The sequence below is a fragment of the Citrobacter sp. BDA59-3 genome, assembly GCF_015167655.1.
In the GTDB taxonomy this organism is placed as follows: Bacteria; Pseudomonadota; Gammaproteobacteria; order Enterobacterales; family Enterobacteriaceae; genus Phytobacter; species Phytobacter diazotrophicus.
This window is the reverse complement of record NZ_CP063427.1, coordinates 1,887,779-1,910,445: the sequence shown is the minus strand read 5'-3', so window position 1 is coordinate 1,910,445 and position 22,667 is coordinate 1,887,779. Positions and strand designations below refer to the sequence as shown.

Here is a 22,667-nt window from a genome sequence, read left to right as displayed (position 1 = left end):
TTTTCAGGTAACCAGAGAAACCGCAGGCTTTTGAAAGATAGGTTTATTTGCCTGTCGGAATAAGTGCACCCTCTGTAAGAGAAAACGAATATTTATGACTGAATAAAACTATCATCCACATGTCATATGGGCGAAATGAACAATAACGTAATATAACTCAGGATACGCTTATTCCTCTGTAATCCTTATGCAACTCACGTTGAGGCAGATGGATACCTGAATGGTTTGCCGTATTAATTTAACACGTGCAAAAACTTACTCTGTAATAAGGATATTATTATGATGACCTCTGTAATGACGCAGAAATTGAATACTCAGATGAATCTTGAGTTTCATGCGTCACATCTTTATATCTCTCTTGGCAACGGGTGTATGACGCGCAACCTTCCTGCTATGGGGGTGTTTCTGCGCATTCAGGCGCAAAAAAGTGTGACGCGAATGATGCAACTGTTCGAATATATTAAGGCATCAGGGACCTGGCCGGTTATTAAGGCGGTTGATATGGTGGACAATAATTTTGTTTCTGTTGAGGATATTCTAAGGCAGCTCATGGAAAACCAGGCGCTGCGTATCTGTGCACTGGAATGTCTGGCCGAAGAGATCGCATTGGACACTAATATGGCCACTCTCGAACTCATAAACAACATTCGCGCAGAATATCAAAACAATAACGAAGAATTAAAAAACATTCTCACCATTCAGTATTCCGCTTCCCTTGCCTGTTAATTTTTCCGCGTTACCCCTTCCTGTCGTCAGTCGATGTTTAATCCCCCCACCGACTGACCCATTACTTTGCCAGGGTATGAATTATTTGTTAATAAAAAGTATATAAGTTATTGCTTTTATTAATTTTGCTCAAATTGGATCTGGCTCTCATTGAGAGACGTTACAAAATGTAATGATCTATTCAATGTATTAATGTCCAGGACAAGGTGAGTCATGATTACCATTGAATTTATCATTATAATTCTCTGTTTATTAATAGGGACACGTTTTGGCGGGATGGGGCTGGGTTTAATCAGCGGTATTGGTCTTTTTCTCCTGAGTTTTGTATTTGGTCTGGAGCCGGGCAAGCCGCCAGTTGATGTTATGCTCACGATTCTTGCCGTTATTGGTTGCGCGGCTACGCTGCAAACCGCAGGCGGTCTGAACGTGATGATGCAATTTGCGGAGCGGTTATTACGTCGCCATCCCCAACATATTACGTTGCTGGCACCGTTCACCACATGGACATTGACGTTTCTCTGCGGTACCGGGCATGTGGTCTACACCATGTTTCCTATCATCGCCGACATTGCGCTTAAGAAAAATATCCGCCCGGAACGTCCGATGGCCGTGGCTTCTATTGCCTCGCAGATGGCGATTACCGCATCGCCGGTCTCCGTTGCCGTCGTGTCGCTGGTCTCCATTCTTGCCGCGCAACACGGCATTGGTCATGCCTGGAGTATCCTTGAAATACTGGCCGTCTCTGTCCCGGCCTCGCTGTTCGGGGTCGCTATCGCCGCGCTGTGGAGCCTGCGCCGTGGTAAAGATCTGGCAGACGACAAAGAATTCCAAGAAAAATTAAAAGATCCGAAACAGCGTGAATTCATTTACGGCGGTAGCGAAACACTGATGAATCAGCGCTTCCCCAAAGAGGCCTACTGGTCAACGTGGATCTTTTTTGCCGGTATCCTGGTCGTGGTATTACTCGGCGCACTCCCGCAATTGCGCCCCGCTTTCGACGTAAAAGGTAAACTCTCGCCGCTGTCTATGAACCTGGTCATTCAGATGATGATGCTGATTGCCGGTGCCGTGATGCTGATGGTCTGTAAGGTCAACGCTTCTGCTATATCAGGCGGTGCGGTATTCAAAGCGGGAATGGTGGCTATTTTCTCGGTGTTTGGTGTTGCATGGATGAGTGATACTTTTTTCCAGGCACATCTGAACGAACTGAAAATGGCGCTGGAAGGGGTCGTGAAAAGCCATCCGTGGACCTACGCTATCGTGCTGTTTCTCGTCTCGAAACTGGTAAACAGCCAGGCCGCCGCACTGACCGCCGTTGCGCCAATGGGTCTGATGCTGGGCGTTGAACCCAAAATGTTGATCGCCTTCTTCCCGGCCTCGTACGGCTATTTTGTTCTGCCGACCTACCCGAGTGACCTGGCCTGTATCGGCTTTGACCGCTCAGGCACCACGCGTATCGGCAAATTTATCATTAACCACAGCTTTATCATTCCGGGTCTGATTGGCGTGAGTTGCGCCTGTGCTGCCAGCTACATGTTGGTCTCGGCTTTCTTCTGATAAGTAAAAAGCGGCGAAGATCGCCGCTTTTATCATCCTTCCGCCTTTTGTTGCGGACATAAAAAAACCTGCCTCGGCAGGTTTTTTTATCATCAGAACATGGCACCCGGGGGTACATCTTTGAAGGTTTTGCAGTAGGTTTCAAAAATGCTTTTCAGGATTTTGCGCAGTTTCATGTTTTGCTCCGGCGATTTGTTATGCAGGTGTTATCGGTTGATGTGCATATAATATGACCTCCGTCACAAAAAGCAATATTTACGTGATAGAAATCACGTTTTATTTTTAAAGAAAAACGGTTTTTGTTAAAAATTCGTGTAGAATCTGCGACTTACAATCTAAATTTTTTTGTATTTTTAAAAAATAATTGGGCAAGTTAAGGAAATAGTGGCGGGTAAACACGGAAGGGAAAGCAGAGGCCAGCGTGTGCTGACCTCAGGGGTATCAGGCGAGGATCTCACGCACGAAAGCTTCGATGGCTTTATCCTGGCAGTTTTCAAAGAAGCACTGCTGGAAACGCGGGCCGGAAACGGCGGTTTTCACCAGTTCCGGATCGATGGCGCGCAAGGTATCAAGGTAGTTCTCTTTGACTACCGCCGCTTTTACCTGGTTGAGGATACCGGCATTACGCACCTGCGGCTCTTTACGTTCCGGCGGGTAGCCTTCACCTTTACGGCCCGTGAATGCTTTTTCAAAGATAAAGCGCACATTCAGCTCCGCGCCCCAGCCAAACCCTTTGGCGAACGGCAATGAGAGCGCGTTGCCATTATTAATCTGGGCAAAGAGGAAAGCGTCAGCCGGATCAATACAGTAGCCACAAATAACGCCTGGATGAATATTCAGGGACATCAGCGCCCCCTGCCCTGTACCGCAACCCGTCACTACAAAGTCGACCGCTTTAGCATTCAGCAGAATACTGGCCATAATACCAAGGTGGATATAGGTCAGGTGATGATCGTTCTCGTCACTCATACCCACATTGAAGACCGGAAAATCTTTTTCATCCGCAACCGCTTTCAGTTCTTTAAGGATGACGGCGTTTTTCCCTGCCTGGCTGTTTTCCATCATCAGTGCAATCTTCATCTTCATCTCCTGGTTAATGCATTAAGTTGCCAAATTGGATCAACCTTACTACCTGATAAACAGACTTTCAAATTTAATGAAAAATAGTTTTAAAAAAGTAAATTGCGTTCACAGTTTTGCCTGAAATGGACCTGATTGCCCCGTCGTTGCACGTAAAAAGGTCAGTTAAGCAGGCTATTCTGCCGATTGCCCGCGTAATAAGTCGGTAAGATGCAACAATGCCCATATGAATCAGAGCGCTTTCATGAACAAAATCCTTGTTGCCGCCTCGCTGCTACTGCTCGCCGGGTGCTCAATAACCAAAGAACCCAAAGTCAGCAATGTTGATACGACCAATGGTCTGATCCGTCTTAGCTTTAATCAGGCGATGATGCAAAACGCACACTATGACGAATACACCACGCAGGGAACCGCCAACAAGCAGTGTCAACAAATGGGCTATGCGACCGCAGTGGCCTATGGTCAGCCCATTTCGACCTGTAGCCTGATCAGTGGCTCTGTCTGTATGAACACGACCATCACCATTCAATACCAGTGCCGTGGTATGGCGCTCAACAACGTGCCGGCCGCCAGAGCCTGGTAACAATTAATGCCAGTGCTCCACCGCTGGCATTACTCTTTATTTAAATAAAAGAATAATTATCATTTCCCCGGTTATTTTCCTGCAATGCGTGTTATTCCCATTCTCATTTTTAATAAAAATTATTTTTTATTTTACCTTTTGCAAATAATTAAATAACAAATTATAGTGGCCGCTCTTTACCTCTTTTATTATTTTTCGGAGTGGCGCCATGCTTAAAGCTGAAATGATTGAAAAACTCAATGAGCAGATGAACCTCGAACTTTTTTCGTCTCTGCTTTATCAACAAATGAGCGCCTGGTGCAGCTATAACAGCTTTGAAGGTGCCGCCGCATTTCTGCGCCGCCATGCACAGGAAGAGATGACGCACATGCAGCGTCTGTTTGATTATCTGGCAGATACCGGCAGCTTACCGCGCATTAACACTATTCAGTCGCCGTTTGCCGAATACGCTTCGCTGGATGAATTGTTCCGTGCGACTTACGAACACGAGCAGTTGATCACCCAGAAAATTAACGAACTGGCGCACGTCGCAATGACCTCGCAGGATTATCCGACGTTTAATTTCCTGCAATGGTATGTAGCGGAACAACATGAAGAAGAAAAACTGTTTAAATCCGTTATTGATAAACTGACGCTGGCGGGTAAAAGCGGCGAAGGTCTTTATTTTATCGATAAAGAACTGTCTACTCTCGACACCGCAAATTAAGCAAAATGCGGTAATGACTCTACATTACCGCATTATTTTTTAGTGCTGGCAGATTTTACTTTCGTGGGTAGAAAACCCATTTTCAGCAGGAATAAATTTCCCACGCGATGCCAGAAACGCCACCAGCTCCGCTGCCGTCATATCCTCTGCTGAACAGGTATGAAAACGGGCATCCTTACCAAAGCGCATACAGATTGCCGCTTCCAGGCTTTGCTCTGAATAACGCTCCCCTGATTCCAGCATCATATTAAGTACTTCATGACCATGAATTGACGCCATACACCCTCCGCTTAAAAGATGCATCATAGACACATCTTTATAAGGGTTTATTGCGCTGAGACAGGTTTACCTGCATTGCGCACAGACTGTTGACCGCCAGCCAAACGACCAAAGGTAAGCACCTTTTCCCATGTAATTATTTATTTACACTTTTTGTAAGCCCGGTTTGACGCAGATCGGTTTTTCACATACTCTGCGCCGCATATTTGATAAAGAATACGGTTTGAATCCAGAGGAAAGTGTGAAGAATCGAGCACTTGGCAGTGTTTTTATTGTGGCTGGTACCACTATTGGCGCAGGGATGCTGGCGATGCCGCTGGCCGCCGCCGGGGTCGGGTTTAGTGTAACGCTGGTTTTACTCTTCGCCCTGTGGGGGCTGATGTGTTATACCGCGCTATTATTGCTCGAAGTCTATCAGCACGTGCCCGCCGACACAGGGCTCGGTAGCCTGGCGCGACGTTACCTGGGGCGTTACGGGCAGTGGATCACCGGTTTTAGCATGATGTTTTTGATGTATGCCCTGACGGCGGCTTATATCAGCGGCGCCGGTGAGCTGCTGGCGTCCAGCCTCAGCGTATGGACTGGCATCAATGTTTCGTCATCAGGCGGGGTATTTTTGTTTACCTTTGTCGCCGGTGGCGTGGTCTGCATTGGCACATCATTGGTCGATTTATTCAACCGTTTCCTGTTTAGCGCTAAGATTATTTTCCTGGTGGTAATGCTCGCGCTGCTCCTGCCACATGTTCATCAGGTGAATTTACTCACCCTGCCACTGGAAAAAGGGCTGGCTCTCTCCGCCATGCCGGTGATTTTTACCTCTTTTGGTTTTCATGGCAGCGTGCCGAGCATTGTCAGTTATATGGGCGGTAACGTTCGCAAGCTGCGCGGGATATTTATCACCGGCAGCGCGATCCCGCTGGTCGCCTATATTTTCTGGCAACTGGCGACCCTGGGCAGTATTGAGTCTTCAACCTTTATGGGAATGCTGGCTAACCATGCCGGGCTGAATGGACTTCTTGGGGCGCTGCGCGAAGTGGTTGCCTCCGCGCATGTGGAACTGGCTGTTCATCTGTTTGCCGACCTGGCGCTGGCGACCTCATTTTTAGGTGTGTCGCTTGGTCTGTTTGATTACCTGGCCGACCTGTTCCAGCGCCGCAACACGGCTGTCGGGCGTCTGCAAACCGGCGCGATCACCTTTTTGCCCCCGCTGGCCTTCGCCCTCTTCTATCCGCGCGGTTTTGTGATGGCGCTCGGTTATGCTGGCGTGGCGCTTGCGGTGCTGGCCCTGCTGATCCCCGCCCTGCTCGCATGGCAAAGCCGTAAGGCGCATGGACAAGCGCAATATCATGTTCTGGGCGGGAGACCCATGCTCTGCCTGGTGATGGCCTGCGGCGTGACCATTATTGCCGTACAGTTTGCGATTTCAGCAGGCTTGCTGCCGGAAGTGGGATAATAAATCGGGCTCACCAGGAGCCCGGTTTTTTTAGTGTAGGCAGCAGCTTTTGAATTTCTTACCGCTGCCGCACGGGCAAGGATCGTTACGCCCGACTTTTACACCATTCACCTGCGGTTTCTGAGCAACAGGCTGTTGTGGATTCGCCGACCAGTACTCATACAGACGCAGAGCGGCAGGCCTGATAGCCTCTACGCTTTCATTGAATTCCTCTTCGGTGAATTCATCCAGACGCTCAAAGTTTTCTTCCAGCCCGTGCAAGGCAATAATATCCAGATCGGCCTTACGCTCCTCCGGCAAGCCTGACCAGTCGGTTAGCGCCACGCCGCGCATATAGCCAAAACACCACTCTTCAACCACCGTGTAGCTCTTACCGTCCACTTCGTTGTAACCAAAGACGGGTTCAAACTGATCCGGGTAATCACTCAGGCGCTCGGCAATATCGTTCAAATGTTTAAAGCAGAGATCGATAAAGCGATTCATTTCACGATCGTTTTTCCAGCGCGGAATGTTCTTTTCGCCGCCCCATACAGCCACCAGCCAGCGATCCGGCTCGACAACCACCGGGCCGGATAATACGGCGGTCAACATACCATCCAGCTCCGCCACATCGAGTACGGACTCATCGCTGTGGCCATAAGCGACCAATGTCTCTTCCAGCCACTGCAATTCATTTTCATTTAACGGGCCTTCGGTCATTTACGACTCTCCTGATGGCATAAGGGATAAAAAAGAAGGGTATCACAGAAACGATAAGCGTAAAAAAGCCGGGACAAGCCCGGCTATTTATAATCAGGATTCTGGCGTCAATTTTTCGTTGCGCTGAACGGCCTTTTAATTGATGACCGTATGCAAAATCACCGCTTTAGTGTCAGGGTCGATAAGCTGTACATCATCTTTTACCAGCGTTGCCTCAATGGTATTACGATCGCCATTAATGCTGTCGATATGGATGAAATATTTCGCTGAGGTGCTGACATTTTTGCCTTTGCCTTTGAAATCGGCGAACTTCGCAGAGATCTCACGGGCCTGATCGTCAGGAACCAGCACTGTGCAGCCACGGACGGTCTTATCGACAGATAACGATACACCCCGTTCATTGACGGTGATGCCCCCGTTCATGTTGCAAAGGAAGTTATGATATTCATAGCCTTTCTTTGCAAAATCATAGCTGCTATCGGTAAGGGTGAAGATCCCCATATCGTTAATTTTGATAGCGTTTTCACCCGACGCTGTTTTCAGCTTCAGGAAGTCCTCATCATGATAAGAACCATCGGTGGTGGAATAAATCACGATATTTTTGATGTCTTTATATTGCGCGATTTTTGCTTTAATTTGCGGCAGTTCTTCTTTTTTGATGTCTTCTTTCGCAAATGAATCGCTGGTATTGTTCCATTTATTGCTAAAGAGTCCCATCAGTTCATCATCGTTAAACTGGCGCGGTGTCTGGGCAAAATAGATATAAAAGAGATCTTTTGTAGAAATCGGCTGATATTCGCTGTCGGCAACGTTTTTCAGCGCCTGATCTTTTGCATTTAATTCTGCTTCATATTTATCACGCCACGCCTTTTGGCCCGCCGTCGGCTCGACTTTACTTTGCTTCATGTCGGTCAGCGCGAATTTCCCTTCGGTGATAATTTTCTTATCAGCCTTAGTGATGGTATAGGAGACCGGCGTTGAGAAGGCTTTACCGTAAATCTCATCACTGCTGAAATCAGCCTGGGCACTACAGGTCAGGCTGTCCTGGCCTGTTGCAGAAAGCGTCGGGTTACTTATTTTCAGAACGTCAGTCTGGCCAAAGCCTTTGTTAAAGGTATCAGCGGAATAGAGAAAACTGTCATCAATACGACTTTTTCTTCTCAGCTCCGAATCAGTAATGCTTTTGGTCGAGTCAACGTTACGATCGCTAAAAGGATAATAGTTAAAGGGATGTTGGGTTAAAAACTCACTGGTGCCCGCTTTGAAGTTGTTTGTTAATTGCTCAATTGCCTGCGGCGACTTACATAAAGTCTGAGCTTCTTCGCTTGTCAGTTCAGAAATCTTTTTATCTTCAACCGCTTTATCGCAGCCGACCAATACGACTGACAACCCTAAAATACATACAATCCCGCGCATAATTCCCTCTTAAAATAATGACACTTTTACTTTATGTTCCGCATTTACCAGCATCACCTAAAAACAATCAGTGGCAGCGCCCGATCCGTAGAAGTTGTTAAATACAGCTAAGGCGAAATAGCCAACGGCAATGTTGATAATTAAAAAGCGGCGCATAACACTAACAGGATTATCAGACGACATGTACCCACCTGTTTTAGTACATGAAAAACCGATGAGTGATTTTATTTAAAGCAAAAAAAAGCCCGGTTTCCCGGGCTCTTATCATGCGCTAAAAAGCTTAGTAGTAGGCTTTCAGCGTTCTCTGGCAGAGTGCGGAGCGGACGCAATCGTCTGTGGTGAAACGCACCACCCCTACCATCTCATCTTCCTCAAAACGCGACAGCGCATCGCTCAGACCGGACTGCACCCCACGGGGCAAATCACACTGAGTCACATCACCGTTGACGATTACCGTCACATTTTCCCCGAGGCGCGTTAAGAACATTTTCATTTGCGCAGCGGTCACATTCTGAGCCTCGTCAAGAATGACAACCGCATTTTCAAAGGTACGTCCGCGCATATAGGCGAACGGCGCGATCTCTACCTTACCAATCTCTGGTCGCAGGCAGTATTGCATGAAGGACGCACCCAGCCTTTTCACCAGCACATCATAGACGGGCCGGAAATAAGGGGCGAACTTCTCCGAAATATCACCAGGTAAGAAGCCGAGATCTTCGTCGGCCTGCAGAACCGGTCGGGTTACAATAATCCTGTCCACATCCTTATGAATCAGGGCTTCCGCCGCTTTCGCCGCGCTGATCCATGTTTTACCGCAGCCGGCTTCCCCGGTCGCGAATATCAGTTGTTTACTCTCGATAGCATTCAGGTACTGCGCCTGAGCTTCATTACGCGCAACAATCGGTGAATTATCACGGCTATCCCTTGCCATTCCAATTGCTTCAACGCCACTCATCTGCACAAGCGAGGTGACCGACTCTTCTTCACGCTGTTTGTGACTGCGCGAATCGCGTCTCAGCACACGTTTAGCTTCACGACGAGCTTTGATCACTGCTTTCTGTCTTCCCATGGATAGCACCTTGAGTTGTTGGTTTACATCACACGCACCAAAATCGGCACGATTATGCGCACGAACGTCTGAGGTTTGGCTTCCTTTTAAGCCATGTCTTGCCTTTGAAATTGACATAACAAAGCAACCGTCATCAGCGCTTGCCATGTCGGTTAAATCAGAAACAGGAATGAAGGAGAGAAATTCAGAGGTGAAGCGTTTACTGCCGGAGTGTGCATCCCCAAGCCGGGTGTTGCGCTGTTTGTTGGTGTTACGTCCAGTTGTGGACTTTACCATCCGCGATCTCCAGGTGACGACATCACCGCAGGGCAGTAATTCTATGTAATAAGTACATCAGGAATTAGCATAAACGCAACATTATTTTCACCGAAAGGTAACGAGCGTTTACCCTGCGCTATGGAAAAGAGTGTCTACGAAGAATATTACAGAAAAATAACAGATACTTTCTCATACGAAAAATCGATAGTTTGATGGCAGAAAAAGTGTGAACGGATGCTACAGATAAGAGATTATCCTGCCTGGCTTCAGGCAGGATTCTTTTTTCAGGCTTCGAGCAGTGCTTGCCCGAGATACTGGTTTTGGTCTTTAACCCCTGGCAACACGAAGAAGTAGCCGCCGCCGATGGGCTTAATATACTCCTCCAGCGCTTCGCCATTGAGACGTTTTTGCACGGTCAGAAACCCCTTCTCCAGGTCGTGCTGATAGCAGACAAACAGGAGTCCCATATCAAGCTGCCCGGCATTGGTGACGCCCAGGGAATAGCTATAACCCCGGCGCATCATCAGGCTCGACTGCGTCTCTGGCGTACGCGGATTCGCCAGACGAATATGGCTGTCCAGGGCAATCACATCGCCGCCGGGGTCGCTGGCGTAATCGGGGACATCATGCTCGTTGTGCATCCCCAGCGGTGCGCCGGTTTGCTTATCGCGACCAAAGATAGTCTGCTGCTCTTTGAGTGGCGTACGATCCCAGAACTCCACGTGAAACTGAATGATACGCACGGCCTGATAGCTACCACCCACGGCCCATGCAGGCTCCGCCTGATCGTTTGTTACCCACACAACCTTGTCCATCAGCGCGTTATCACTGCTGTCCGGGTTTGCCGTGCCATCCTTAAAGCCCAGCAGGTTTACCGGCGTCTCCTTTCCTTTACTGCGCGCGGCGTGGTCGGAGATAAACCCCTCTCGCTTCCAGCGAACGCTCAGTAAATCAGGCGTGTGTTTAATCAAATCGCGCAGGGCATGAATCACCGTGTCCTGGGTATTGGCGCAGATTTGCACCAGCAGATCACCATGGCTTAATGAAGAGACCAGCGCATCGTTGGGAAAGCGCTCCATCTTTTGCAATTTTTTCGGTTTTTGCGCACGCAGGACAAAGCGGTCATCGAACAGAGAATCACCCAACGAAACCGTGATGGTCAGATTATCCGGTGCGATAAACGGCCCGAGAATACCGGAATCCATCGGCGGCAGGCGCGGATTGGGGGTTTCCGGCGCCGGCCCCCCTTCGGTCAAAAAAGCGATACGTTGCGTTAACAGACGAAACAGACGCTGCAAATCGGCTTTGTCGGACGCCAGAACATCAAACGCCACCAGCATCATCGACGCCTGTTGCGGCGTCAAAATCCCGGCCTGATGCTCACCATAAAAGGGCTGCTTTTCCATGCGCGCATTCGGGGAGAGTGTGCCTGGCGCACTTTGCGGTTTGGCCGCATGCGCCACCGGGCATCCTCCTGCCAGGGCAAGGGCGCCTCCCAGCGCGCCCATACCTTTTAATAAACGGCGACGCGAAGGCTCGCTAACGCCGTACTCTTCTTTGTCATTCATGATAGTTAGTCCAGACCGAGCACACCGCGCAGTTGAGCGAGATCTTCCGCCAGCGTCGTGATCGGCCCTTTAAGCGCGTTACGGTCGGCATCCGTCAGCTTGTCATAGGTCTCATAGCCGTCTTTGGTACGGTATTTCGCCAGAATAGCGTCGACTTTTTTAAAGTTCGCATCCACTTTACCGAGCAGTTCGGCGTTGTTTTTCTGCAACTGCGGACGCAGCAGGTTGACAATTTTCTGCGCGCCATCGACGTTAGCCTGGAAATCCCACAGATCGGTATGGCTGTAGCGGTCTTCTTCACCGCTGATTTTGGTCGCCGCGACCTCTTCAATCAGACCCGCAGCGCCACCCACCACTTTTGACGGCGGGAAAGCCAGCTCGCTGATGCGTTTTTGCAGTTCCTGCACGTCGGTGTAGAGCTGGTCAGCATAGGTGTCCATGCCTTTCACCGAGTTGTCGCCAAACAGGGCTTTTTCCAGACGGTGGAAACCGGTGAATTTCGGATCGTCCGCCTTCTTCTCATAGTCATCTTCGCGGGCATCAATACTGCCGTCCAGGTCGGAGAACAGCTCAGCGATCGGTTCAATACGCTCATAGTGCTGGCGCGTCGGGGCATACAGCGATTTCGCTTTTTCGATATCGCCCGCTTTCACCGCATCGGTAAAGGCTTTTGTCCCTTTTACCAGTTCGGCTGTCTCGGCCGTCACGTAGGCTTTATAGTCGGTGATAGCAGTGCCAAGGCTCAGCAGCGCTTCGCTTTTTGCCGCATCCGCCGTCGCCTGGCCTTTAACGATGAGTTTGCCTTTCGGGTTGGTAAGCAGGCCGCAGGTCATGTCATATTCACCCGGCTGCAGGTTAGCGGTCAGCTTCTGGCTAAAGCCCGGCGCAATGTTTTCGCGCTCTTCAACCACCAACACCCCTTTAAGGATTTCCCACTCCAGCGCTTTCTGACTCTGGTTGACGATGAGGAACTGCGTTTTACCCGCGTTGACCGTCAGATTCATCGGCTCACACTGCTTGTCCGTGACGGTCACTTTTACCTGAGGGACATCCGCTGCATGGGCAGCAAACGCGCAAGAAAGCAGCGTTGCGATCCCTGCCTGTAACGCACTACGACGAAAATGAATTGCCATGACCCCTTCCCTTCTTAAAGTATGTTGTAACTATAATTCACCCGGTACAGCGATTATTGTGCAGCTCTGGAAGGCTGCGAGCCTGAGCGCGATGGCATGACATACAGCACCAGCGCAGGAATTAAGTAGAGGAACCAGACGCCAACTTCGCTGACGCTCGGTGTCTCCTGATAGCCGAAAATGCCTTCCAGCAGCGTGCCCGTCAGAGAGTGCGTGGTCAGCACGTTGCTCAGATCGAACGCCACATCCTGGAAGTGGTTCCACAGTCCGGCCTCATGAAAGGCGCGAATCGCCCCTGCCGCCAGACCTGCCGCAACCAGCAAAATAAACAGGCTGGTCCATTTGAAGAACGCACCGAGGTTCAGACGAATGCCGCCCCAGTAGAGCAGGAAGCCGAGTACCACGGCCGCAACCAGCCCAAGCACCGCGCCCACAGGCGGCCAGATCCCCACATCTTGCTGGAATGCCGCCAGCAGAAAGAAGACCGATTCCAGCCCTTCGCGCGCCACGGCGAAGAAGACCATCATGATCAGCGCCCAGCCATGGTTGTTTCGGCTGGCGAGAGCGTTATCCACCGCCTGCTCCAGTTGCACTTTGACGTTACGGGAGACTTTGCGCATCCAGAAGACCATCCATGTCAGGATCACCACGGCAATCACCGCGACAATACCTTCAAACAGCTCCTGCTCTTTCTGCGGGAACTCACCGGTGGTTTCGTTAATGATGATGCCGAGCGCCAGACATAGCGCCGCGGCGAGGAATACGCCAATCCACATCACGCCAATCCAGCGTCCGCGCTGAGTGCGCTTGAGGTAACTGGCAATCAAACTTACGATCAGTGCCGCTTCGAGGCCTTCACGTAACATAATGAGAAATGGAACAAACATGCGGACGCCTCTGCTGTCATCAATGGTCAATTGCTGAAAAGAAAAGTAAATTTCTTTGATAGTGATTATCATTACGAAAAAAAGAAACTCAAGCGAAAATTAATCTGAATAATGAAAGGATGTAACCGGGTCGCAAACTTAGACTGATCGAAACGGCTGTTATGCAGAATCAGAAGGTATATGGCAAAAAGTTAGCTTACAAATCATTAACTTTTTGTTTACTGAGTATACGGGCTGTGGCTAAATGAGCGCCCCAATTACCTGCACAATTTTCGACATGATCAACTTCCTACATTTTCTGCTGGCGCTGGTCGTCATTCTGGCTCTGGCATGGCTCACCAGCTTTGACCGCCGCAAAGTTCGCGTGCGCTTTATTCTGCAATTAGTGGTTATTGAACTGGCGCTGGCATGGTTCTTTTTGCATGCGCAAAGCGGACTGACGCTGATTAAATATGTCTCTGGCTTTTTTGAAACACTGCTCAAATTTGCAGGTGAAGGCACCAGCTTTGTCTTTGGTGGGATGAGTGAAAAAGGGCTGGCGTTTATTTTCCTCGGCGTTCTGTGCCCTATCGTCTTTATTTCCGCGCTGATCGGTATTTTGCAGCACTGGCGTATTCTGCCGATTTTTATTCGTCTTATCGGCACGCTGCTGTCAAAACTCAACGGCATGGGCAAGCTGGAGTCGTTTAACGCGGTCAGCTCGCTGATCCTTGGCCAGTCGGAAAACTTCATTGCCTACAAAGGGATTCTGGCCGACCTGTCCTCACGTCGTCTGTTCACCATGGCCGCAACCGCGATGTCGACGGTATCGCTGTCGATTGTCGGCGCCTATATGACGATGCTGGATGCCAAATATGTGGTGGCGGCGTTAATCCTTAATATGTTCAGCACCTTTATTATCCTGTCAGTCATTAACCCGACGCGCCCGGAAGCCGAACCGGAAATTAAGCTGGAAAAACTCCACGAATCACAAAGTTTCTTTGAGATGCTGGGGGAATATATTCTGGCCGGTTTCAAAGTGGCGATGATTATCCTGGCCATGCTGATTGGCTTTATTGCCCTGATTAGCGCGGTCAATGCCCTCTTCTCTGCCCTGTTTGGCATCAGCTTCCAGCAAATTCTTGGCTATGTGTTCTACCCGCTGGCGTGGCTGGTCGGCATTCCGCTTTCCGATGCCCTGCATGCGGGCAGCATTATGGCGACCAAACTGGTGGCTAACGAGTTTGTGGCGATGATCGAACTGCAGAAAGTTGCCGCTGAAATGACGCCGCGTGGGCTTGGGATCCTCTCCGTATTCCTGGTGTCGTTCGCCAACTTCGCCTCAATCGGCATCGTGGCGGGCGCCATCAAAGGGCTTAACGAGCAGCAGGGGAATGTCGTCTCACGCTTCGGTTTGCGCCTGGTCTATGGTGCAACGCTGGTGAGTCTGCTTTCCGCCGCTTTTGCAGGCGTTGTACTTTAATCCTCACGGCGGGCTTCACGCCCGCCGTTTTTTTATCAGAACTGTACGCAAACCGGTTGATCAACCCGCATCACAGACTCCTGACCGAAACGGGTTTTGTAGAGCGTGCGCAGCGTTTCGATATTGCTTTCACTTCCGGCATCTTTCCCGTGGATCAGCATTAACGCTTTGCTCGCTTCCTTCGCCACTTTGCCGTCGTTACCCAGCCATTGTCCGCGCGCGTCAAACACCGTCAGGCCATCACGAAAGCGCGGCGTCACGTCCGTATCGACAAACTGCTGCCACTCCTGTGCGGTGACATCTTTCCCTGCCGGGCGGCTTAAGCCGAAATAGAGCGTGGTTTGTTGCATTTGATTATCGGCTTTGCAGCTCTGGGCGGGCTGCTGAGCCTGTTTTGCCGGCTGGGCGACGCAGCCTGCCAGTAAACCCGCGAACGCCAGTGCAGTAACCCCTGTCTTTATCTTCATCTTGCTATCCTCATTGTTATAAGCAATGTGATAAGAGCGTAAATGCACTGTTATATCAAGAAAAAACCCGCCGAAGCGGGTTTAGCAAGAGGGATCAGTCGGCCTGCAAGCGCGTCGGTGGCGCAGAGTGATAATGTGCGTCTGCTTCGGCGAAGCGATCTTGCATCGCGCGAGACGGTGCTTTACCCAGCAGGCTGAACACCACAATGCCAAGGCTACCGAACACAAAGCCCGGAATGATTTCATACAGCCCCAGCCAGGCGAACTGCTTCCAGACGATAACGGTGACCGCACCGATAACCATCCCGGCCAGCGCGCCGTTGCGGGTCATTTTTGACCACATGACCGAGAACAGCACCACCGGGCCAAACGCCGCGCCAAAGCCTGCCCATGCGTAGCTGACCAGGCCCAGCACGCGGTTTTCCGGGTTCGCCGCCAGCGCAATGGATACCAGCGCCACCAGCAGCACCATCACGCGGCCAACCCAGACCAACTCGGTCTGCCCGGCGTTTTTACGCAGGAACGCCTTGTAGAAATCTTCGGTCAGTGCGCTGGAGCACACCAGCAACTGGCAGCTCAGGGTGGACATTACCGCCGCCAGAATCGCTGACAGCAACACCCCGGCAATCCACGGATTGAACAGAATCTGTGCCAGTTCAATGAACACGCGTTCTGCGTTCTGATTGACCGCGCCAGCCTGTTCAGGGTGGTTATTAAAATAGGCAATTCCGAAGAAGCCCACGGCAACGGCCCCGGCAAGGCACAGGGCCATCCAGGTCATGCTGATACGGCGGGCATGGACGATGCTGTGGTGAGAATCCGCCGCCATAAAGCGCGCCAGGATATGCGGCTGACCGAAATATCCCAGCCCCCAGCCCATCAACGAAATAATGGCAACGAAGTTCAGCCCTTTCAGCATGTCGATATTTTCGATGCTTTTCTGCTTGATAACTTCCAGCGAGTCCGCAAGGCCACCTACGGAGAGGATCACAATCACCGGGGTCAGGATCAGGGCGAAAATCATCAGGCTCGCCTGTACGGTATCGGTCCAGCTTACCGCCAGGAAACCGCCGATAAAGGTATAGATAATGGTTGCCGCCGCACCCGCCCATAGCGCGTGCTCGTATGTCATGCCGAAGGTACTTTCAAACAGACGCGCGCCCGCCACGATGCCGGAGGCACAATAAATAGTGAAGAACACCAGAATGACGACCGCCGAGATAATACGCAGCAGGCGGCTTTTATCTTCAAAACGGCCGGTAAAATAGTCCGGCAGCGTCAGGGCATTATTGTTGACCTCGGTATGCACGCGCAGACGGCCTGCGACCAGCTTCCAGTTGACCCACGCGCCAAGCGTCAGGCCAATGGCGATCCAGCTTTCAGAAATACCCGAGATAAAAATGGCGCCGGGCAGCCCCATCAGCAACCAGCCGCTCATGTCCGATGCCCCTGCGGATAACGCAGTCACTAACGGGCCCAGACTACGACCACCTAAAATATAGTCATCAAAGTTTTTCGTTGAACGCCAGGCAAAGAACCCGATGAGAATCATGCCAAAGATATAAATGAAAAAGGTCACCAGCAGCGGTGTGCTAATTGCCATCAATAAAAGTCTCCAGGATTTACCCGTTATCTTCACCACCGGAACGGGGTAGCGATGTGATTGTTGTTATGAAGCGACCGTATCCTGCCGGAAGCCCCGGTTATTCACAAATGATTTAACACAGCATTTACATTAATTTCATCCCGAAACCGTCATTATTTTCCACCAGGTTGCACCATGTCACACTTTCAAAGGTTGCACCTTAAAAAAGTGTTATCTACCGCAAATTCACTCGCCTTTAACCGTAATTCAGTATGCCAATTCCAGTTACATACAATTAACTTATCGTTCAATATTGACCTTGTTAACCCAGTCACATTTAACAAGGTTGCACAAAGTTGCAACATGACGGATAGTCTGCACACAACAAAAATTGCAGGAGAAAAACATGGGTACCACCACCATGGGCGTTAAACTTGATGATGCGACGCGTGAGCGACTGAAAGCCGCTGCTGCATCGATTGACCGCACACCACACTGGCTGATTAAGCAGGCCATCTTTAGCTACCTGGAAAAACTCGAAAATAACGAAATAATTCCAGAATTGCCTGCGACCCATGCGGGTCAGTACGCCGAAAGCGATGAAGCCGATAGCAGCGCTGATGAAAGTGCCCAGCCTTTCCTCGAATTCGCCGAAAACATTTTGCCGCAGTCGGTTTCACGTGCCGCTATCACCGCCGCCTGGCGTCGCCCGGAAACGGATGCGGTTCCCATGCTGCTTGAGCAGGCGCGTCTTGCGCCGCCGATTGCCGAAAATACCCAGCAGTTAGCCAGCCAACTGGCGGCGAAGCTGCGTAACCAAAAGACCGCGTCCGGCCGGGCGGGTATGGTACAGAGTTTGTTGCAAGAATTTTCACTTTCTTCGCAAGAAGGGGTGGCGCTGATGTGCCTGGCAGAGGCGCTGTTGCGCATTCCTGATAAGGCCACCCGTGATGCGCTGATCCGCGACAAAATCAGCAATGGTAACTGGCAATCGCATATTGGCCGCAGCGCCTCGCTGTTCGTCAATGCCGCCACCTGGGGCCTGCTCTTTACCGGCAAACTGGTCTCTACCCACAACGAAGCCAGCCTGTCGCACTCACTTAACCGCATTATCGGCAAGAGCGGCGAACCGCTGATCCGCAAAGGGGTGGACATGGCGATGCGCCTGATGGGCGAGCAGTTCGTCACCGGGGAAACCATTGCCGAAGCGCTGGCTAACGCCCGCAAACTGGAAGAAAAAGGGTTCCGCTACTCCTACGATATGCTGGGTGAGGCCGCGCTGACCGCTGCCGATGCTGAGGCCTACATGGTCTCTTACCAGCAGGCGATCCACGCGATTGGGAAAGCCTCTAATGGCCGCGGCATTTATGAAGGGCCGGGGATCTCCATTAAGCTCTCTGCGTTGCACCCGCGCTACAACCGCGCCCAGTACGACAGAATGATGGACGAGCTCTACCCGCGCCTGAAATCGCTGGCGCTGCTGGCCTGCCAGTATGACATCGGCATCAATATCGACGCCGAAGAGGCCGACCGGCTGGAGATCTCCCTCGATCTTCTGGAAAAGCTCTGTTTCGAACCAGAACTGGCGGGCTGGAACGGCATCGGTTTTGTGATTCAGGCCTACCAGAAACGCTGTCCGTTCGTCATTGATTACCTGACGGATCTGGCCTCACGTAGTCGCCGTCGCCTGATGATCCGTCTGGTGAAAGGCGCGTACTGGGATAGCGAGATCAAACGCGCGCAGATGGAAGGACTGGAGGGCTATCCGGTCTATACGCGCAAAGTTTATACCGACGTCTCCTACCTGGCCTGCGCGAAAAAATTGCTCGCCGTGCCGAATTTGATTTACCCGCAGTTCGCCACCCACAACGCCCATACTCTGGCCGCTATCTATCAACTGGCGGGGCAAAACTACTATCCGGGTCAATACGAGTTCCAGTGTCTGCACGGCATGGGCGAGCCGCTCTACGAGCAAGTGGTCGGAAAAATCTCGGACGGCAAGCTGAACCGCCCTTGCCGCATCTACGCTCCGGTGGGCACCCACGAAACCTTGCTGGCTTATCTGGTGCGTCGCCTGCTGGAAAACGGCGCCAATACCTCCTTTGTGAACCGTATTGCCGATACATCGCTGCCGCTCGATGAACTGGTGGCCGACCCGGTGCTGGCGGTAGAGAAACTGGCGACACAAGAAGGTCATGTTGGCCTGCCGCATCCGAAAATCCCGCTGCCACGCTGGCTGTACGGACAGGGGCGTATCAACTCAGCAGGGCTGGACCTGGCCAATGAACATCGACTGGCCTCCCTCTCCTCTGCCCTGCTCAACAGCACGACGCAGAAATGGCAGGCCAAACCGTTGCTGGAAACCCCGGTAGCGGAAGGTGAAATGGAGCCCGTGCTCAACCCGGCAGAGCCGAAAGATGTTGTTGGCTATGTTCGGGAAGCCTCCGGCAGTGAAGTGGCGCGCGCGCTGGAAAGTGCGGTGAATAACGCGCCTATCTGGTTTGCCACCCCGCCCCAGGAGCGCGCGGCGATCCTCGAACGTGCGGCGGTACTGATGGAAGACCAGATGCAGACACTGCTCGGCATCCTGGTACGCGAAGCAGGCAAAACATTCAGCAATGCGATAGCCGAAGTCCGTGAAGCGGTCGATTTCCTGCGCTATTACGCAGGCCAGGTACGGGAAGATTTTGCTAACGAAACCCACCGCCCGCTGGGTCCGGTGGTCTGTATCAGCCCGTGGAACTTCCCACTGGCGATTTTCACCGGGCAAATCGCGGCGGCGCTGGCGGCCGGTAACACCGTGCTGGCAAAACCGGCAGAGCAGACACCGCTGATTGCCGCACAGGGCGTCGCTATTCTGCGGGAAGCGGGCGTTCCAGCGGGCGTGCTGCAACTGCTACCAGGCCGGGGCGAAACCGTAGGCGCGCAGTTGACGTCAGATAACCGCGTACGCGGCGTGATGTTCACCGGTTCTACGGAAGTGGCAAGCCTGTTGCAACGCAATATTGCCACAAGACTGGATGCACAAGGGCGTCCGACGCCGCTTATCGCCGAAACAGGCGGGCTGAATGCAATGATTGTCGACTCTTCTGCGTTGACCGAGCAGGTGGTGGTCGATGTGCTCGCCTCGGCCTTTGATAGCGCCGGACAGCGCTGTTCGGCACTGCGCGTACTCTGCCTGCAGGAAGAGATTGCCGAACATACCCTCACCATGCTGCGCGGCGCGATGGCGGAATGTCGCATGGGGAATCCAGGACGCCTGACAACGGATATCGGTCCGGTGATTGACCGCGAAGCCAAAGAGAATATTGAGAAACATATTCAGGCAATGCGCGAGAAAGGTCGCCCGGTGTTCCAGACGGCCCATGAAAACACCCTTGATGCCCGTGAATGGCGAACCGGCACCTTTGTAATGCCAACGCTGATTGAGCTGGAGAGTGTGGACGAGCTGAAAAAAGAGGTCTTTGGTCCGGTGCTGCACGTGGTGCGCTACCGCCGCAACGATCTCGACAAACTGGTAAGTCAGATTAATGCCGCAGGTTATGGCCTGACGCTGGGTGTTCACACCCGCATTGATGAGACTATCGCTCAGGTGACCGGCAGCGCGCATGTCGGCAACCTGTACGTGAACCGCAACATGGTCGGCGCGGTCGTGGGTGTACAGCCCTTCGGCGGCGAGGGGCTATCTGGCACCGGGCCTAAAGCTGGCGGACCGCTGTACCTTTATCGCCTGCTCGCCAGCCGCCCGGAAACGGCCATCAAGCAGACGCTGTCGCGTCACGATGCCCGCTTCCCGCTTGATGCACAGCTTAAACCGAGCCTGATCCAGCCGCTGGATGCGCTGACACAATGGGCAGAGGATAAACCGGCATTGCAGACTATTTGCCAGCGGTTTGGCGAACTGGCCCAGACCGGGATCCAGCGCGTACTCCCCGGCCCTACCGGTGAACGCAATACCTGGACGCTGCTGCCCCGCGAGTCGGTTCTCTGCATGGCCGATAACGCAGAAGATAGCCTGACACAGCTTGCGGCAGCCCTCGCCAGCGGCTGTCGGGTATTGTGGCCAGATGATGAGCTTCACCGCACCCTGCATAACGCGTTACCGGAGAGTGTCAGCGCCAGGATCACGCTGGCCGCGCTCGATAACCTGCTTTCACAGCCATTTGATGCGGTTATCTATCACGGTGACTCCGATCAGCTACGCGAACTGTGCGGACATATCGCGACGCGCGATGGCGCCATCATCTCGGTACAGGGTTTTGCCCGTGGTGAGAGCAACATTTTGCTGGAGCGTTTATGGCTGGAGCGTTCGCTGAGTGTCAACACCGCGGCCGCAGGCGGCAATGCCAGCCTGATGACCATCGGCTAAGGGCGCAAAACTCGCTGATAATGTACTGAATGTCGGGGCTACAATTCAGCGCGAAGCCGTAGTACCGTATGCCGGATATGCACAATGCTATCCGGCATTTTTTTATACGGAGAAAATATGAAACGTTTATTGATTGCAGGGGTGGTTTTGCTGGTCAGCGCCAGCGCACTGGCGGAGGACTGCGACAACGCTATCTCGCAGACAGAAATGAACATGTGTAGCGCCGATCAATACGACAAGGCGGACAAAAAGCTCAACCAGACCTGGCAGACGGCACTCAAACGCGCCACGCCACAACAGCGTGACTTACTGAAAAAAGCGCAGAAAAACTGGATTGCCCTGCGCGATGCCGACTGTGCGTTTATCGGCTCCGGCTCCGAACAAGGCAGCGCGCAGCCTATGGTCATCAACCAGTGCATGACCGATAAAACGAACGAGCGCGAAGCCTGGCTTTCGTCTCTCCTGCAGTGCGGTGAGGGTGATCTGAGCTGCCCTTTCCCGACCGCCAACTAACGCACGCGGATGCCTTCGGTCACCATCCGCTGCACGTTTTCTACCGTGCGCTGAAAAAAGGCCTCATCCTGTAACGTTGTGCCGGTCACCGCCTCTACCTGAGTGGCGAAATCGGCATAATGCTGGGTTGAGGCCCAAATCATAAAAATAAGATGATGCGGGTCGACCGGTGCCAGTTTGCCGCTGGCTACCCAACCGGCAATAATGGCCGATTTCTCTTCCACCAGCGCTTTCAGCGATCCTTCCAGCTCTTCTTTCAGCACCGGCGCGCCTTGCAGCATCTCCATGCAGAACAACCGTGACGCCTGCGGATTATCACGCGAAACTTCAAGCTTTAAGCGGATGTACTCCCCAATCGCCACCAGCGGGGTCAGGTCCTCACGAAACGCTTTTAACGGCGCCAGCCAGATAGCAAGGATGTGGCGCAACACGGCAAGGTAGAGCGCCTCTTTGGAAGGGTAATAGTAGAGAAGATTGGTTTTTGATACCCCCGCTCGCTCCGCCACCTTTTCAATGCGCGTACCGTGAATGCCATACAGGGAAAAGGTCTCAAGCGCCGCAGCCAGAATGGCCTCTTTTTTCTCGTTCACCGCCTGCGTCCGCTTGCCCGCTTTTTTCGCCGTATCCTGCGCCATCTTTTTCTCCTTATTGATTTTTCTCAGCATATCAAATGGCGCGAGCCGACTCGACCCCTGCACAGCCATGGCGCAAGAGCGCCTGTTTTTTGTGCACTGTTTTTGACCATTTAGTCCACTTTTTTAATCTGCATTTCGTCAACTTTTGCTTAACACACTAATAACAATGCACTTTTCAAAACTGGCATCTCCTTTGCTAAATCGTTGATGCGAGGCTCACAG

The 22,667-nt window shown here is 51.9% G+C and carries 20 protein-coding genes; 8 read left to right on the top strand and 12 right to left on the bottom strand.

Annotated elements, in window-relative coordinates:
• The first annotated feature begins 279 nt into the window (after positions 1–279).
• Both IP582_RS08930 and IP582_RS08925 read left to right on the top strand, forming a co-directional pair.
• Positions 280–726, top strand: a complete 447-nt coding sequence (locus IP582_RS08930) for a ferritin-like domain-containing protein (protein ID WP_193795692.1) — start codon at positions 280–282, stop codon at positions 724–726.
• 213 nt (positions 727–939) lie between these two features.
• On the top strand, positions 940–2,283 hold the full coding sequence (locus IP582_RS08925; RefSeq protein WP_079496746.1) for an anaerobic C4-dicarboxylate transporter: 1,344 nt from the start codon (positions 940–942) through the stop codon (positions 2,281–2,283).
• Positions 2,284–2,375: 92 nt separating this feature from the next.
• Here the strand turns inward: IP582_RS08925 and azuC are convergent, their stop codons facing one another.
• A complete protein-coding gene (gene azuC / locus IP582_RS08920) occupies positions 2,376–2,459 on the bottom strand; it encodes a stress response protein AzuC (protein WP_088218881.1) in 84 nt (27 codons plus the stop codon).
• Positions 2,460–2,724: 265 nt separating this feature from the next.
• Positions 2,725–3,363, bottom strand: a complete 639-nt coding sequence (locus tag IP582_RS08915) for an RpiB/LacA/LacB family sugar-phosphate isomerase (RefSeq protein ID WP_039078668.1) — start codon at positions 3,361–3,363, stop codon at positions 2,725–2,727.
• 244 nt (positions 3,364–3,607) lie between these two features.
• Here IP582_RS08915 and yecR point away from each other — a divergent pair, with 244 nt between their 5' ends.
• The gene (yecR, locus tag IP582_RS08910; protein ID WP_039078778.1) at positions 3,608–3,946 is read left to right on the top strand and encodes a YecR family lipoprotein; all 339 of its coding nucleotides are present in this window, start codon (positions 3,608–3,610) and stop codon (positions 3,944–3,946) included.
• 208 nt (positions 3,947–4,154) lie between these two features.
• Positions 4,155–4,652: a non-heme ferritin gene (gene ftnA / locus IP582_RS08905; protein WP_039078667.1), complete on the top strand. Its 498-nt coding sequence runs from the start codon at positions 4,155–4,157 to the stop codon at positions 4,650–4,652.
• A 39-nt stretch (positions 4,653–4,691) separates the two neighbouring features.
• Here ftnA and IP582_RS08900 read toward each other — a convergent pair whose 3' ends face one another.
• Positions 4,692–4,931 carry a YecH family metal-binding protein gene (locus IP582_RS08900; protein ID WP_039078666.1) on the bottom strand — a complete coding sequence of 80 codons (240 nt, stop codon included), beginning with the start codon at positions 4,929–4,931 and terminating at the stop codon, positions 4,692–4,694.
• Between the two features lie 241 nt (positions 4,932–5,172).
• On the opposite strand from IP582_RS08900, the gene tyrP reads away from it, so the two are divergent.
• Complete coding sequence (gene tyrP / locus IP582_RS08895; protein WP_193795691.1) at positions 5,173–6,384, top strand: tyrosine transporter TyrP; 1,212 nt, start codon at positions 5,173–5,175, stop codon at positions 6,382–6,384.
• Positions 6,385–6,414: 30 nt separating this feature from the next.
• Here tyrP and IP582_RS08890 read toward each other — a convergent pair whose 3' ends face one another.
• From IP582_RS08890 to efeU, 6 genes are all read right to left on the bottom strand, one after another.
• Positions 6,415–7,083: a YecA family protein gene (locus IP582_RS08890; RefSeq protein ID WP_079496748.1), complete on the bottom strand. Its 669-nt coding sequence runs from the start codon at positions 7,081–7,083 to the stop codon at positions 6,415–6,417.
• A 135-nt stretch (positions 7,084–7,218) separates the two neighbouring features.
• Entirely contained in the window at positions 7,219–8,499 is a 1,281-nt protein-coding gene (locus tag IP582_RS08885) for a hypothetical protein (protein WP_132438974.1), read from the bottom strand.
• 280 nt (positions 8,500–8,779) lie between these two features.
• On the bottom strand, positions 8,780–9,568 hold the full coding sequence (phoH, locus tag IP582_RS08880) for a phosphate starvation-inducible protein PhoH (protein WP_039078777.1): 789 nt from the start codon (positions 9,566–9,568) through the stop codon (positions 8,780–8,782).
• Positions 9,569–10,110: 542 nt separating this feature from the next.
• The gene (efeB, locus tag IP582_RS08875) at positions 10,111–11,394 is read right to left on the bottom strand and encodes an iron uptake transporter deferrochelatase/peroxidase subunit (RefSeq protein ID WP_193795690.1); all 1,284 of its coding nucleotides are present in this window, start codon (positions 11,392–11,394) and stop codon (positions 10,111–10,113) included.
• A gap of 5 nt (positions 11,395–11,399) precedes the next feature.
• The gene (efeO, locus tag IP582_RS08870) at positions 11,400–12,527 is read right to left on the bottom strand and encodes an iron uptake system protein EfeO (RefSeq protein WP_039078661.1); all 1,128 of its coding nucleotides are present in this window, start codon (positions 12,525–12,527) and stop codon (positions 11,400–11,402) included.
• 53 nt (positions 12,528–12,580) lie between these two features.
• A complete protein-coding gene (efeU, locus tag IP582_RS08865) occupies positions 12,581–13,414 on the bottom strand; it encodes an iron uptake transporter permease EfeU (protein ID WP_039078776.1) in 834 nt (277 codons plus the stop codon).
• 277 nt (positions 13,415–13,691) lie between these two features.
• On the opposite strand from efeU, the gene IP582_RS08860 reads away from it, so the two are divergent.
• Positions 13,692–14,876 (top strand): NupC/NupG family nucleoside CNT transporter, encoded by a 1,185-nt coding sequence (locus IP582_RS08860; protein WP_193796217.1) that lies wholly within the window; start codon positions 13,692–13,694, stop codon positions 14,874–14,876.
• Positions 14,877–14,911: 35 nt separating this feature from the next.
• On the opposite strand, the gene IP582_RS08855 is transcribed toward IP582_RS08860, so the two are convergent.
• Together IP582_RS08855 and putP are read right to left on the bottom strand one after the other, a co-directional pair.
• Positions 14,912–15,343: a DUF3574 domain-containing protein gene (locus IP582_RS08855; protein WP_108701624.1), complete on the bottom strand. Its 432-nt coding sequence runs from the start codon at positions 15,341–15,343 to the stop codon at positions 14,912–14,914.
• 94 nt (positions 15,344–15,437) lie between these two features.
• Positions 15,438–16,946 (bottom strand): sodium/proline symporter PutP, encoded by a 1,509-nt coding sequence (gene putP / locus IP582_RS08850; protein ID WP_193795689.1) that lies wholly within the window; start codon positions 16,944–16,946, stop codon positions 15,438–15,440.
• A 388-nt stretch (positions 16,947–17,334) separates the two neighbouring features.
• Between putP and putA the strand changes: the two genes are divergently transcribed.
• The gene (putA, locus tag IP582_RS08845; protein ID WP_193795688.1) at positions 17,335–21,297 is read left to right on the top strand and encodes a trifunctional transcriptional regulator/proline dehydrogenase/L-glutamate gamma-semialdehyde dehydrogenase; all 3,963 of its coding nucleotides are present in this window, start codon (positions 17,335–17,337) and stop codon (positions 21,295–21,297) included.
• A 117-nt stretch (positions 21,298–21,414) separates the two neighbouring features.
• Positions 21,415–21,810: a lysozyme inhibitor LprI family protein gene (locus IP582_RS08840; RefSeq protein WP_039078656.1), complete on the top strand. Its 396-nt coding sequence runs from the start codon at positions 21,415–21,417 to the stop codon at positions 21,808–21,810.
• Here the strand turns inward: IP582_RS08840 and rutR are convergent.
• On the bottom strand, positions 21,807–22,445 hold the full coding sequence (gene rutR / locus IP582_RS08835; RefSeq protein WP_071194644.1) for an HTH-type transcriptional regulator RutR: 639 nt from the start codon (positions 22,443–22,445) through the stop codon (positions 21,807–21,809). The genes IP582_RS08840 and rutR overlap by 4 nt on opposite strands.
• Positions 22,446–22,667 lie beyond the last annotated feature (222 nt).

Coding starts and splice junctions, on each gene's coding strand:
- IP582_RS08840 (WP_039078656.1), top strand. CDS start 21,415: ATGAAACGTTTATTGATTGCAGGGGTGGTTTTGCTGGTCAGCGCCAGC.
- efeO (WP_039078661.1), bottom strand. CDS start 12,527: ATGGCAATTCATTTTCGTCGTAGTGCGTTACAGGCAGGGATCGCAACG.
- efeB (WP_193795690.1), bottom strand. CDS start 11,394: ATGAATGACAAAGAAGAGTACGGCGTTAGCGAGCCTTCGCGTCGCCGT.
- rutR (WP_071194644.1), bottom strand. CDS start 22,445: ATGGCGCAGGATACGGCGAAAAAAGCGGGCAAGCGGACGCAGGCGGTG.
- ftnA (WP_039078667.1), top strand. CDS start 4,155: ATGCTTAAAGCTGAAATGATTGAAAAACTCAATGAGCAGATGAACCTC.
- yecR (WP_039078778.1), top strand. CDS start 3,608: ATGAACAAAATCCTTGTTGCCGCCTCGCTGCTACTGCTCGCCGGGTGC.
- IP582_RS08890 (WP_079496748.1), bottom strand. CDS start 7,083: ATGACCGAAGGCCCGTTAAATGAAAATGAATTGCAGTGGCTGGAAGAG.
- IP582_RS08900 (WP_039078666.1), bottom strand. CDS start 4,931: ATGGCGTCAATTCATGGTCATGAAGTACTTAATATGATGCTGGAATCA.
- IP582_RS08925 (WP_079496746.1), top strand. CDS start 940: ATGATTACCATTGAATTTATCATTATAATTCTCTGTTTATTAATAGGG.
- IP582_RS08860 (WP_193796217.1), top strand. CDS start 13,692: ATGATCAACTTCCTACATTTTCTGCTGGCGCTGGTCGTCATTCTGGCT.
- IP582_RS08915 (WP_039078668.1), bottom strand. CDS start 3,363: ATGAAGATTGCACTGATGATGGAAAACAGCCAGGCAGGGAAAAACGCC.
- azuC (WP_088218881.1), bottom strand. CDS start 2,459: ATGAAACTGCGCAAAATCCTGAAAAGCATTTTTGAAACCTACTGCAAA.
- putA (WP_193795688.1), top strand. CDS start 17,335: ATGGGTACCACCACCATGGGCGTTAAACTTGATGATGCGACGCGTGAG.
- phoH (WP_039078777.1), bottom strand. CDS start 9,568: ATGGGAAGACAGAAAGCAGTGATCAAAGCTCGTCGTGAAGCTAAACGT.
- IP582_RS08855 (WP_108701624.1), bottom strand. CDS start 15,343: ATGAAGATAAAGACAGGGGTTACTGCACTGGCGTTCGCGGGTTTACTG.
- putP (WP_193795689.1), bottom strand. CDS start 16,946: ATGGCAATTAGCACACCGCTGCTGGTGACCTTTTTCATTTATATCTTT.
- efeU (WP_039078776.1), bottom strand. CDS start 13,414: ATGTTTGTTCCATTTCTCATTATGTTACGTGAAGGCCTCGAAGCGGCA.
- IP582_RS08930 (WP_193795692.1), top strand. CDS start 280: ATGATGACCTCTGTAATGACGCAGAAATTGAATACTCAGATGAATCTT.
- IP582_RS08885 (WP_132438974.1), bottom strand. CDS start 8,499: ATGCGCGGGATTGTATGTATTTTAGGGTTGTCAGTCGTATTGGTCGGC.